Annotated in this window: 12 protein-coding genes; 4 read left to right on the top strand and 8 right to left on the bottom strand. The window is 55.0% G+C overall.

Features of this window, described 5'->3' with window-relative positions; translation table 11 throughout:
• Positions 1 to 2: 2 nt before the first annotated feature.
• The 8 genes from OO713_RS01125 to guaB are packed head-to-tail and all read right to left on the bottom strand — an operon-like array spanning position 3 to position 8,101.
• Positions 3 to 815 carry a glycerophosphodiester phosphodiesterase family protein gene (locus OO713_RS01125; protein WP_264785810.1) on the bottom strand — a complete coding sequence of 271 codons (813 nt, stop codon included), beginning with the start codon at positions 813 to 815 and terminating at the stop codon, positions 3 to 5.
• 7 nt (positions 816 to 822) lie between these two features.
• Positions 823 to 2,376: a glutamine-hydrolyzing GMP synthase gene (gene guaA / locus OO713_RS01120; protein ID WP_264785809.1), complete on the bottom strand. Its 1,554-nt coding sequence runs from the start codon at positions 2,374 to 2,376 to the stop codon at positions 823 to 825.
• Positions 2,373 to 2,798, bottom strand: coding sequence for a DUF3817 domain-containing protein (locus OO713_RS01115; RefSeq protein WP_264785808.1), 426 nt, complete (start codon positions 2,796 to 2,798; stop codon positions 2,373 to 2,375). The genes guaA and OO713_RS01115 overlap by 4 nt, the downstream gene beginning before the upstream one ends.
• Before the next feature lie 20 nt (positions 2,799 to 2,818).
• A complete protein-coding gene (locus tag OO713_RS01110) occupies positions 2,819 to 4,441 on the bottom strand; it encodes a putative PEP-binding protein (RefSeq protein WP_264785807.1) in 1,623 nt (540 codons plus the stop codon).
• Between the two features lie 2 nt (positions 4,442 to 4,443).
• On the bottom strand, positions 4,444 to 4,713 hold the full coding sequence (locus OO713_RS01105) for an HPr family phosphocarrier protein (RefSeq protein ID WP_264785805.1): 270 nt from the start codon (positions 4,711 to 4,713) through the stop codon (positions 4,444 to 4,446).
• A 20-nt stretch (positions 4,714 to 4,733) separates the two neighbouring features.
• Positions 4,734 to 5,471: an SURF1 family protein gene (locus OO713_RS01100; protein WP_264785803.1), complete on the bottom strand. Its 738-nt coding sequence runs from the start codon at positions 5,469 to 5,471 to the stop codon at positions 4,734 to 4,736.
• Positions 5,471 to 6,586, bottom strand: coding sequence for a GuaB3 family IMP dehydrogenase-related protein (locus OO713_RS01095; protein ID WP_264785802.1), 1,116 nt, complete (start codon positions 6,584 to 6,586; stop codon positions 5,471 to 5,473). Before OO713_RS01095 ends, OO713_RS01100 begins: the two co-directional genes overlap by 1 nt.
• Positions 6,587 to 6,595: 9 nt before the next feature.
• Positions 6,596 to 8,101 carry an IMP dehydrogenase gene (gene guaB, locus OO713_RS01090; RefSeq protein WP_264785801.1) on the bottom strand — a complete coding sequence of 502 codons (1,506 nt, stop codon included), beginning with the start codon at positions 8,099 to 8,101 and terminating at the stop codon, positions 6,596 to 6,598.
• A gap of 264 nt (positions 8,102 to 8,365) precedes the next feature.
• On the opposite strand from guaB, the gene OO713_RS01085 reads away from it, so the two are divergent.
• Genes OO713_RS01085 through OO713_RS01070 form a run of 4 tightly spaced genes read left to right on the top strand, consistent with a single transcriptional unit; the run spans position 8,366 to position 12,201 of the window.
• The gene (locus OO713_RS01085; protein ID WP_264786403.1) at positions 8,366 to 9,598 is read left to right on the top strand and encodes a branched-chain amino acid ABC transporter permease; all 1,233 of its coding nucleotides are present in this window, start codon (positions 8,366 to 8,368) and stop codon (positions 9,596 to 9,598) included.
• A gap of 11 nt (positions 9,599 to 9,609) precedes the next feature.
• Complete coding sequence (locus OO713_RS01080; protein WP_264785800.1) at positions 9,610 to 10,602, top strand: branched-chain amino acid ABC transporter permease; 993 nt, start codon at positions 9,610 to 9,612, stop codon at positions 10,600 to 10,602.
• Positions 10,592 to 11,485 (top strand): ABC transporter ATP-binding protein, encoded by an 894-nt coding sequence (locus tag OO713_RS01075; protein ID WP_264785799.1) that lies wholly within the window; start codon positions 10,592 to 10,594, stop codon positions 11,483 to 11,485. The genes OO713_RS01080 and OO713_RS01075 overlap by 11 nt, the downstream gene beginning before the upstream one ends.
• Positions 11,482 to 12,201, top strand: coding sequence for an ABC transporter ATP-binding protein (locus tag OO713_RS01070; protein ID WP_264785798.1), 720 nt, complete (start codon positions 11,482 to 11,484; stop codon positions 12,199 to 12,201). Before OO713_RS01075 ends, OO713_RS01070 begins: the two co-directional genes overlap by 4 nt.
• The last annotated feature ends 41 nt before the right edge of the window (positions 12,202 to 12,242 follow it).

Below are 12,242 nucleotides of genomic sequence, written 5' to 3'. Positions count from 1 at the left end.
GCCTAGAGGGTGCGACCGACGCTTTTGAGCAGAACATCCGGTTGATCAGCGAAGATGCCGTCAACACCAGTTGAAGCCAAAGACTTGAACCAAGAGTCCACATCACCCTGGGCAGTTTCCACCCTTGCGGTGTAGGCGAAAACGATTAGATCCAAAGCTTTCGCTCTTGCTACAAAGTCAGCTGTCAGCATTGAAAGCGCAACCGATACCCCATCAAATTCTTGGGCGATCTCGCCAAGTAGCTCGTCGTTCAAATCAAACTGACCCTCGGGCAGGGTGTCTGGAGCCGATAGGAAGACAAAGTCTGGACCTGGAATGCGATCTCGCAGCTGACGCAAGATATCAAATTCAAAGCACTCGATGGTGATCTTGATGCCCCGAGTCACATAGTCGCTTTGTTCAAGCTCCTTTGCCACGGCCGTAACAATATCTAGCCCGGCTGACTGAAACTGCTTGCCGTATTTCACTTCAATGATCAGGTGTCGGCCATCAAAGTTTCGATTGGCTAAAACCTCGGCGAGCGTTGGAATTGGGTATTTGCCATCATGCGAGGCGCTCTGGGTGCGCTGAGGATAGCGCTCCTTCACTCTTAGCTCGCTGAGCTGTGCGAGTGACCAATTTGAAACCAGGTAGTCATCACCCTCGTAGGTCGTGGTCTTGCGCAGGTCATCATCGTGAAGGATCACGGGAACTGCATCTGCAGTCATTACAACGTCAAACTCGATCGCATCGCTACCGAGCTCGAAGGCAAGCTCGAATGAGGCCATTGTGTTTTCAGGCAGGTATCCACAGGCACCGCGATGCCCAAAAACCAACAACTGATTACTCCCACTCGATGGTGCCGGGGGGCTTTGAGGTGATATCCAAAACCACTCGATTCACACCCGCAACCTCATTGGTGATCCGGTTGGAAATCTTCGCCAGTAGGTCATATGGCAACCTCGACCAATCTGCGGTCATGGCGTCTTCTGATGAAACTGGTCTGAGCACAATCGGGTGACCATAGGTTCTGCCATCCCCCTGAACACCTACTGAGCGAACATCGGCTAGGAGGACGACCGGGCACTGCCAGATCTGGGCATCCTGACCAGCCTTGGTGAGCTCCTCGCGCACAATCGCATCAGCCTCGCGCAATAAATCAAGACGCTCTTTGGTGACCTCACCGACGATTCGAATGCCGAGACCAGGTCCTGGGAAAGGTTGACGCTGAACGATCTCCGCAGGAAGCCCAAGCTCGCTTCCGATTGCACGAACCTCGTCCTTGAAGAGGGTGCGAAGCGGCTCGACCAATTCAAAGTCCAGGTCATCTGGCAGACCGCCTACGTTGTGGTGGGACTTGATGCCTGCCGTAACCCCACCCCCGGATTCAACAACATCTGGGTAGAGGGTGCCCTGGACTAGGAACTTGATTGGCCGGTTGTCAGCCTTGGCCTCGGCCACCAACTTGCGCTCTGCCTCTTCAAAGGTGCGGATAAATTCGCGACCGATGATCTTGCGTTTGGTCTCTGGGTCTGACACCCCAGCGAGCGCCGAAAGGAACTTCTCCTGGGCATCAACGGTGATCAAACGAATGCCGGTTGCCGCAACATAGTCGCGCTCAACCTGCTCGCGCTCTGACTTGCGAAGTAGACCGTGATCTACAAACACCGCAGTTAGCTGGTCGCCAACAGCGCGGTGGACAAGTGCAGCTGCAACTGCCGAGTCCACGCCACCGCTCAGACCGCAGATCACCCTGGCATCGCCAACCTGGGCACGGATCTTTTCGACCTGCTCCGCAATTACGTTGCCAGAGTTCCAGGTTGGTTCGATACCAGCTCCCTGGTATAGGAAGTTTTTCAAGACCTGTTGGCCCTGTTCGGAGTGCTTCACCTCTGGGTGCCACTGCACACCAAAGATGCGCTTTTCAACATTTTCAAAAGCGGCCACCGGAGTGGTTTCGGTAGAGGCTAGGACCTCGAAGCCAGCTGGAGCCTGCACCACCTGATCGCCATGGCTCATCCAACAAATCTGCAGCTCAGGCTGGCTGCCAAGTAGCACACCACCGTCTGAGAGCTTTAGCTCTGTGGCACCATACTCGCGCTTACCGGTTTGGTCGACTTTGCCGCCAAGTGCCTGAGCCAAAACCTGGAAGCCGTAGCAAATGCCCAGAACTGGAATCCCGAGTTCGAGAATCTTTGGGTCAAGCTGCGGAGAACCGGCTTCATAAACGCTTGATGGGCCGCCAGAGAGAATGATGGCGGCTGGGTTCTTGGCCTGTACCTCGTCGGCTGTCACGTTGTGGTGCACGATCTCGGAGTAGATGTTTGCCTCGCGCACCCTACGCGCGATTAGCTGCGCATACTGCGCACCAAAGTCAACTACCAGTACCGGCTTCATGCGCCACGCTCCAACTTCTCAAGCTCTGCCTTGGCAACCTTGGCATAGAGCGCCTCGGTGTAAAAACTAAGTAGCGGCACGATGCCACCCAATGCGATAAAGATGAATCGGGTGAATGGCCAGCGCAGCAGTGTCCACAATCTGAAGTCGGCCAGCAGGTAGACCACATAGAGCCAGCCGTGAACAATCAAGATCCAAACCGTGAGGTTCACGCCAACCTCTGGTAGCCCCTCACCCTCGACTCCGTAGCTCTCAAAGGTGATAAAGCCGTTTGGTCCCAACAGCCACAGGTCATAACCCAAAAAAGGCAATCGACGAATACCCCAGGTGATCATCAAAAGCAGCAAGAAGATGCCGGTCACATATGACGACACTCGGTAAAAACCGATGACTTTATGAAGCTGTTCTGATTTGGCCGACATAGCTAGGAAGTCTAATCGGACTAGAGATTAGCTAGCGCGGCCAGCACCTTGGACTTGGCCTCCTCGGCAGTGGTTGCACTAAGAGCTAGCTGAGCGATCGATTCAGCCTGCTCGTGAGTAACTGCCGACAATGCAGTCCTAACCGCACCGACCTGACTCATTGAAGAAGAGACTGACTTGAAGCCAAGGCCAGCTAGCACGACAGCAAAGGCAGGGTCCGAGGCGCTTTCGCCACACACGCCAGAGGAGATGTTGCCCGATAAGGAATCAGCCGCAATCTTCTCCAGGGCTCTGATTAGCGCTGGCTGCCAAGGATTCAGCAGTGCGCCCAAGGCGGCGTTCATGCGGTCAGCTGCAAACAGATACTGGGAAAGGTCATTGGTTCCAACAGAGATGAAATCGAGCTGACCTGCAAGATCACCGAGTGAGAAGACCATCGATGGGGTCTCCACCATGACTCCGACCTTGAACTTACCGGCGGCTTTTGCCAGGCCTGCAAACTCAAGGGCCTCCTGTGAGGTGGCAATCATTGGGGCCATGACCCAAACTTCACGACCGGATCGTTCTCTCGCGATTTCCAGGCTGGCTAGCTGGTCGAGGATGAACTGACGGTGTTCTTGAATCAAGCGATAGCCACGAACCCCCAGAGCCGGATTCTCCTCGTGAGGCATGTTCAAAAACGGCACTGGCTTATCACTGCCGGCGTCTATGGTTCTAACCACTACCGGACCCTCAGGGGCAGCCTTCAAGATTTCGGTGTAGCTATCGGCCTGGGACTCTACGGTTGGCATTGCGGTTGCCGATAGGTACAGCAATTCCGTGCGGAATAGACCAACACCGTTGGCCGCCGTAGTTGCCGCGGTGATGGCATCGCTGAGCGAGCCGATGTTGGCTCGCACCGGGATGATCGGCTCGACACTCTTGGCAACAAAGCTGATCGACTTGGTGGCCATTGACTCATCGCCATCCACCACAACGCGATCCCCAACTGGGTCAACTAAGACCATCTGGCCGTCAATCAAATCTGCAGCTGAACTGCATGACACGACTGCGGGGATCGACTTAGAACGGCAGATGATTGCGGTGTGAGAGGTCGGACCACCCTTCAAGGTCACAACTCCAACCACCGCCTTTGTGAACTGAGCGGTGTCTGCCGGGGAGAAATCCTCACCCACCAAAACAAACGCACCTTCTTCAGGAAGGTCCAGTCCCAGGTGAATGCCGTGGATGTGAGCCGCAACTCGCTTGGCCAAGTCTCGAAGATCAGCAAGACGCTCTTCAAAAGCAGCGTCACCTGAAAGCAGCTCGCCAAACTCATCGACCGCCATTAAGAATGCGGTTGCTGCGCTCCAACCCTCATCGATTTGAGCTGCGGCGGTTTCGAAGAGATCTTCATCCTCAAGCAGCATCTTAAGTGCCTCAAAGATCTCCGCGCTGGTTTCCCCAGCCTTCTCACCGAGGTGATCTAGGTACTCAGCAACAGCTGACACTGCGCTCTTGAGAATTGACTTCTCTCCCTCGGAGTCACCCTGGTGCTTGTGAGCCTTAGGAAGCTCCTGTGCTGGCTTGACGCGGAACACTTCGGCTCTGACAGCATTGAGTCCAACACCCATTCCGCTGAGAATGGCGCCTGCGGTTGCCACCACTAGCCCTTCAGAAAGTCTTGAATCTGAGCAATAAGAGCGTCGGCTTGACCCTGGTCTTCAGTGTCAACCTCTACCAAAAGCTCCTCGCCGGTCTTGGCCTTAAGGGCCATCATGCGCAGTGGGGAGTTTGCCTTCACCATCTCTTCACCGGCTTTACCGATGCGAACTTCGAGGCCGGACTCTTTGACAAGTTTTACGATTTGACCTGCAGGTCTGGCGTGCAAACCAATTGGGTCTAAAACGGTTACAGTGGCGGAAACAGTGGACATTCGAACCTCCCGCCTAAATGCTAGCCCTCTTCAATGATGCGTAGTTGTTCATCTCGAACTAAACGCCACCAAATATAAAAAGCAGCCAGCGCGAAAAACGCCCACTCGACGGCATAAAAGGCAGTCAGCCAGTTGATCTCAACCTCTTGCTGACGAATACCGATCGTTATCTTCTCAAGGCCTACATCAATACCCTCTTGAACTATGAGATAGGCCGGATAGCTCTCAAACTCTTCGCTGGAGTAGAGGTTTATGAGTTGGGCCAAAGAGAGCGACTGCAAAACTCCGTCAATGCTCTCGCGTGGTGGTTCGGTCGGCTCCACATAGCCGGTGATGGTTACCGCTTCAGCCTTCAATGACTGAGCAACCGACTTGGCTTTTTCAAGCGATGTCGTAAAACCAAGCGCAAGCGTCAAACTACGCTCTCCCACCAGCGAATTACTCACTACCCAGTAGCCGGGTAGCTGTTGTTCCCCCAACAGCTGCAAGCGGTTGGCAACTACATAGGCATTTTCTGGGTCGATCACAGCCTCGACGGTGGCCAACTGATCAAAGACATTTTTGGTGATTGGACCTGGCTGGATCATTTCATCCAGTGGCTTTGCCGGCGCATCAGAGACTTCAACGCCAACCACTCGGAAAGTCCGCTCCAACTGCCACTGCATCAACAGCGCAAAGATTGCGGCGATCGTGACGGCAGCAAGCAGCGCCAAGAGCCACTTGGGTCTTTTGGCAACTTGCCAAAAACTTGGATTCATTACTCGTATTTGTTTACGACAACATCCACGCGCTGGAACTCCTTGACATCGGAGTAGCCGGTGGTGGCCATCGACTTACGAAGTGCGCCCATTAGGTTTTCCGTGCCACCGGCTGAGGTTGCAGGTCCGAGCAAAATGCTCTCCATGGTGCCGTGAGTGCCAACCCAAACTCGCTGACCACGAGGGAGCGATTGACTAACCGCCTCATTACCCCAGTGCCAGCCACGACCGGGAGCGGCTGCAGATCTAGCCAAAACCGTGCCGAGCATCACTGCATCAGCGCCACATGCGATCGCCTTGACGATATCTCCAGAGGTGCCAAGACCACCGTCTGCGATCACGTGCACATAGCGACCACCGGACTCATCCATGTAGTCGCGACGCGCTGCAGCAACATCGGCAACCGCGGTCGCCATTGGTGCGTGAATTCCCAACACCTTGCGAGTAGCTGTAGCAGCGCCACCACCAAATCCAACCAAGACACCAGCGGCACCGGTTCTCATCAGGTGCAAAGCCGCGGTGTAGGTGGCTGCACCACCGACGATCACCGGCACATCCAACTTGTAGATGAATTCCTTGAGATTCAAAGGCTCGCGACTCTTGGAAACGTGCTCTGCAGAAACGGTGTTCCCGCGAATTACAAATAGGTCTACGCCAGACTTGGTCACTATATCAGCAAACTCCGCAGTGCGCTGCGGTGATAGCGCTCCTGCAACCGTGACTCCTGCAGCTCGAATCTCTCCGAGGCGAGCCTTGATCAGGTCGGGCTGAATTGGCTTGGAGTAAACCCGCTGCAAGACCGCAGTGGCATCTTCATCTTTGGCGGATGCAATTTCTTCAAGCTGCTGAGTTGGATCCTCGTAACGAGTCCAAAGACCTTCGAGGTCCAATACTCCAAGACCGCCAAGCTTTCCCATTTCGATTGCGGCCGCAGGGCTCATGGCAGAGTCCATCGGGGCAGCAACTACTGGAAGGTCAAAGCGATAGGCATCAATAGCCCACGCGGTCGAGACATCCTCTGCATCGCGAGTTCTTCTGGTCGGGACGATTGCGATGTCGTCAAAGGCGTAGGCAACCTTGGCGCGCTTGGACCTACCGATTTCGATTTCGTTCACAGCGCTCTCCTATCGGGTGCCGTAATTTGGCGCTTCGATGGTCATTTGAACATCGTGCGGGTGGGACTCGCGAAGACCAGCCGCCGTGATGCGGACAAACTTGCCCTTGGTCTGTAGTTCTGGGATTGTGGCTGAGCCGACATATCCCATCGAGGCTCGTAGACCTCCGACCAGCTGGTGCACAACCGACGACACAGTACCGCGGTAAGGGACGCGGCCCTCGATGCCCTCTGGAACCAACTTGTCTTCACGAAGTACATCGTCTTGGAAGTAGCGGTCCTTGGAGAAGGACTTGCTCTGCCCACGGGACTGCATTGCACCAAGAGATCCCATGCCGCGGTAGGTCTTGTACTGCTTGCCGCCGACATATGTAATGTCGCCTGGGGCCTCATCGGTACCAGCCAAGAGGGACCCGAGCATCACGGAGTTTGCACCAGCAACCAATGCTTTTGCGATATCTCCCGAGTACTGCAATCCACCGTCTGCAATGACCGGCACACCAGCTGGGCGAGCCGCCAGGGCTGCCAGGTGAACTGCGGTCACCTGTGGCACACCAACACCGGCAACTACTCGAGTGGTGCAGATTGAACCAGGACCAACGCCAACCTTTACACCATCGGCACCGGCGTCAATGATTGCCTGGGCACCCTCACGAGTTGCGATGTTGCCACCGACAATGTCGGTGTGCTTGGCAAATGGCTCAAGCTTTAGCTTTCTGATCATGTCCAAAACTGCGGAGTTGTGACCGTGGGCAGTGTCAACCACCAGCATGTCGACACCGGCTTCGATCAAAGCCATTGATCGCTCCCAGGCATCTGGACCGACGCCGACGGCGGCACCAACTAGCAAACGGCCAGCGCCATCCTTGGAGGCGTTTGGATACTTCTCGCTTTTATCGAAGTCTTTGACGGTAATAAGGCCACGGAGCTTGCCATCTTCATCAATTAGCGGCAACTTCTCGATGCGGTGCTGGGCAAGAAGTGCCATGGCCTCGTCTGGGTTGATGCCCGCCTTGCCAACAATCAGTGGCATCGGAGTCATTACATCTTTAACCAAGGTGGTGGTGCGCTGCACCTCTAGTACAAACCTCATGTCGCGGTTGGTGACAATACCGACCAACTTACCCTCTTCATCAACCACTGGAAGGCCTGATACGCGGTACTTGCCGCACAGGTCATCAACTTCTTGAATGGTTGCGTATGGGGTGGTGGTGACAGGGTGAGAGACCATGCCGGCCTCAGAGCGCTTCACAAGATCCGCTTGGTTCGCCTGCTCCTCAATAGAGAGGTTGCGGTGCAGGATGCCGAGACCGCCCTGTCTCGCCATGGCGATGGCCATACGAGCCTCGGTAACCGTGTCCATAGCTGAGGAGATCAAAGGGATGTTGACCGAGATATTCCGAGAAACCTGGGTCCTGGTGCTCACTCCAGATGGCACCACATCTGACTGACCAGGAAGCAGTAGTACGTCGTCGTAGGTGAGTCCAATGAGTGCAAATGGGTCCTGAAGCTCCAAGGCTGATCCTCTGCTAGAAACTGGCTGGCTTTCCCCCAGTCTACCTTTGACATATAAGTGGCAAAGAGTTAAACATTTTGGAAACAGTTAACGCAGTAATGTTTTGCTTCGGGGCTGGAAAGATCCGGGCCCGCTGCTAAAGTGATTCAGTACCCAAGAGGTATGTGAAGAGCAAAGTGGCTCTTACGAATTGGAGGACATGTGACCTTCCTCTCGCGCAGTCTCAGACTGCCCCAACTATTTTTTGCCACCCTGCTGATTGCGCTGTTGAGCGTGGCAGGTTTGGGTCAATCAGCAGTGGCTGATGCCGTCGGCGAAGACCAGCCCTATGCAATCACTGGAAACGTGAAGCTTGACGGCGAACCACTCGCCGGCATCCGCATCACCGTGACTGGTGGCTCCTACGAGGCTGAGGTCGTTACTGACGCTGAGGGACGCTGGTTTATCGGTATTCCTGACACCAATCCCTACACGGTGACTTTGGACGAGACCACGCTGCCTGAGGGCATTGCAGTGGTCGAGGGCGGAGCTTCGCAAGAAGTGCAGATTGGTAAGAGTGACCGTGTAGTCAAGAACTTCTTCATCGGCGAGGGAGTTAGAAACGCCTCAGGTGGCTTCGAACAGTTCCTTACCCGCTTGGTCTACGGCATCAACTTCGGTTTGATGCTGGGTCTGGCCGCGGTTGGTCTGTCCCTAGTCTTCGGCACCACCGGTCTTTCGAACTTCGCGCACGCCGAGATGGTCACCTTCGGTGCGCTGATGGCTTTCGTATTCGGTGTGGTCTTGCCACTACCAATCTGGGTTGCTATTCCGCTAGCGGTCATCGTCTCAGGTGCCTCGGGATGGCTTTTAGACTCCGGTCTGTGGCGCCCACTGCGTAGGCGCGGTTTGGGACTCGTGCAGCTGATGATTGTTTCGATCGGTCTATCGCTAGCAGTTCGCTATGTGTTCCAGTTCTTCATCGGTGGAAGCACCCTGCAGCTGCCTGGCTTTGACTCACCAAAGATTCCAATCTTTGGCACCCTGGCACTGAGCGTCATCGACATGGCTTCGATGGGCATCAGCCTTGCGGTGATTCTTGGTTTTGCTTGGTGGCTGATGGGCACCAAGACCGGTAAGGCAACCCGTGCGATCTCGGACAACCCAGATCTAGCCGCTGCTTCCGGCATCGACGTGGAGAAGGTAATCCGCACCGTCTGGATCGTTGCTGCAGGTCTCGCAGGTTTGGCCGGTGTCCTCTGGGCCTACTTCCGTCCAGGCATCAAGTGGGACATGGGAGCTCAGATTCTGCTTCTAATCTTCGCGGCTGTCACACTCGGTGGCCTCGGAACCGCGTTCGGTGCGTTGGTAGGTGCTTTGGTTGTGGGTGTCTTGGTTGAGACCTCATCGCTGATCATCCCATCGGACCTCAAGTACGTCGGTGCCCTAGTGGTGCTCATCGCGATTCTGCTCTTTAGACCACAAGGTCTACTAGGTCGAAAACAAAGGATTGGTTAGGAGGTAGAGCCATGAACTGGGAAGCAATTATCAACAACACAGCAGCCGGTCTGCTAACTCCAACCACGATTGCCTTTGCACTGGCAGCTCTTGGTCTTGCAATGCACTTCGGTTTTGCAGGTCTATTGAACTTCGGTATCGCCGGCTACATGGCCATCGGTGCCTATGGCTACGCCATCGCGGTCTTGTCATTTGGACTGCCATGGTGGGCGGGCATGCTCGTAGGCATGGTCGGCTCGGTACTGTTCTCGATCTTGCTGGGTATTCCAACCCTGCGACTCAGAGGGGACTATCTAGCGATTGTCACCATCGCTGCAGCCGAGATTCTTCGTCTTTTGTTCCTCACCACTGCGTTCGAGGATGTAACCGGTTCGGCCGATGGTCTCTACGGTTACAACTCAAGACCTGATGGCTCGGGCTTTGCAAACTCCAACCCATTCCCTCCCGGGGACTATGGCTTTGGCCCATGGGTTTACAACGCTGAAACCATCTGGGTGATTGTCTTTGGACTAATCGTGCTAGCAGTTTGCACCTTCCTACTCTGGGCCCTGATGCGCTCCCCTTGGGGTCGCGTAATCAAGGGAATCCGCGAGGATGAGGATGCTATCCGCGCCCTGGGTAAGAACGTGTTCAACTACAAGATGCAGGCACTGGTTATCGGTGGAATGTTTGGATCCTTGGGTGGCATGGTTTTGGCCGCTTACTCCAACGTCTCACCGGGTGTCTACGTGACCTCGCTGACCTTCTTCGTGTGGACAGCACTGCTACTTGGTGGCGCTGCAACCATCTTTGGTCCAGTGATCGGTTCGATCATCTTCTGGGTGCTGCAGGCATTCCTAACAAACATTCTTCCCGAGTTGGCAATTGCGGGAATCCTTCCGGTTTCGTCTCAGCAGGCCTCGACCCTGCGCTTCGTGCTGGTTGGAATCGGTCTGATGCTGCTTGTGATCTACCGACCACAGGGCATCTTCGGAGACAAGAGGGAGCTGACCTTTGTCAAGTAATCCAACCCCACAGAAGACCACTGGCCTACACGTAGGCCAGGCAGCCCCGGGCTGCAAGAAGGTCGATCCGATTCTCACTGTCAACAACGTCAAGAAGACCTTCGGTGGTCTGACCGCCGTCGATGTTGAACACCTCGAGATTCCTCGTGGTGCCATCACCGCTCTGATCGGTCCTAACGGTGCCGGTAAGACCACGCTGTTCAACCTACTCACCGGATTCGACACTCCAGACACTGGCTCCTGGGACTTCCAGGGCACCAGCCTTTCGGGTGTGCCATCTTTCAAGGTGGCCCAGATGGGTCAGGTCCGCACCTTCCAGCTAACCAAAGCACTGAGCTTGCTCACCGTTTTGGAGAACATGAAGCTTGGCGCTAAGGATCAGAAGGGCGAGAGCCTTATCAACGCGCTACTGCCCTCGCTTTGGAAGAAGCAGGATGAGGCAATTGCCGAAAAGGCGATGGAGCTTCTCAAGCGCTTCAAGCTCGATGCCAAGAAGGATGACTTTGCAGCATCCCTCTCTGGTGGTCAGCGCAAGCTTCTTGAAATGGCACGCGCTCTAATGACCGACCCAGTTCTAGTGATGCTAGATGAGCCGATGGCCGGTGTGAACCCTGCCCTTACTCAGTCGCTTCTAGAGCATGTGCTTGGCCTCAAGGAACAGGGCATGACCGTTCTGTTCGTCGAGCACGACATGCACATGGTTCGTCACATCGCCGACTGGGTGGTCGTAATGGCCGAGGGTCGCGTTGTTGCCGAGGGAGCTCCTGACACTGTCATGAAGGAGCAGGCCGTTATTGATGCCTACCTGGGCGCTCACCAGGACACCGACCTTGGTGTAGTCACCGGTCGTATCAAGATCGTTTCCGAGGGAGATGCAAAGTGACCAGAGTTGTAGACGTAAAGAATCTGGTTGCCGGATACCTACCGGGGGTAAACATCCTCAACGGCGCAAACCTATACGCCGACAAGGGTGAGCTGATCGGAATCATCGGACCAAACGGTGCTGGTAAGTCAACCCTGCTAAAAGCCATCTTCGGCCTTGTGAAGGTTCGTGAAGGATCCATCCAACTAAACGGTGAAGAGATCTCTGGCCTAAAGCCAAACCAGTTGGTTTCAAAGGGTGTTGGCTTTATCCCACAGACCAATAACGTCTTCCCATCGCTAACCATTGAAGAGAACCTGCAGATGGGTATCTTCCAAAACCCAAGCCAATACAACCAGCGCTTGGAATTCGTAGTTTCCATCTTTGCTGAGCTAGGCAAGCGCCTAAAGCAGCGCGCTGGCTCGCTCTCCGGAGGTGAGCGTCAGATGGTTGCCATGGGTCGTGCTTTGATGATGGACCCAGCAGTGCTGCTCCTTGATGAGCCATCGGCAGGTCTCTCACCAGTGCGTCAGGACGAAGCTTTCTTGCGTGTATCCGAGATCAACAAGGCTGGCGTTACCTGCATCATGGTTGAGCAGAATGCCCGTCGTTGCCTCCAGATCGCAGACCGTGGTTATGTTCTAGACCAGGGTAAAGATGCGGTTGTTGGCACCGGTAGAGAGCTACTGAACGACCCACAGGTCATCGGCCTTTACCTTGGAACCCTAGGCTCCTAATCCCCGTTTATTAGGCGCGAAACCCCTTCAGCGATGAGGGG

The sequence above is a fragment of the Aquiluna sp. KACHI24 genome, assembly GCF_025997915.1.
Classification (GTDB): Bacteria; Actinomycetota; Actinomycetes; order Actinomycetales; family Microbacteriaceae; genus Aquiluna.
This window is presented reverse-complemented; position numbering and strand designations above follow the sequence as displayed.

What these genes read in the sequence shown, in the direction of transcription:
- guaA (WP_264785809.1), bottom strand. Translation starts at nt 2,376, where the DNA reads ATGAAGCCGGTACTGGTAGTTGACTTTGGTGCGCAGTATGCGCAGCTA.
- OO713_RS01115 (WP_264785808.1), bottom strand. Translation starts at nt 2,798, where the DNA reads ATGTCGGCCAAATCAGAACAGCTTCATAAAGTCATCGGTTTTTACCGA.
- OO713_RS01080 (WP_264785800.1), top strand. Translation starts at nt 9,610, where the DNA reads ATGAACTGGGAAGCAATTATCAACAACACAGCAGCCGGTCTGCTAACT.
- OO713_RS01100 (WP_264785803.1), bottom strand. Translation starts at nt 5,471, where the DNA reads ATGAATCCAAGTTTTTGGCAAGTTGCCAAAAGACCCAAGTGGCTCTTG.
- OO713_RS01105 (WP_264785805.1), bottom strand. Translation starts at nt 4,713, where the DNA reads ATGTCCACTGTTTCCGCCACTGTAACCGTTTTAGACCCAATTGGTTTG.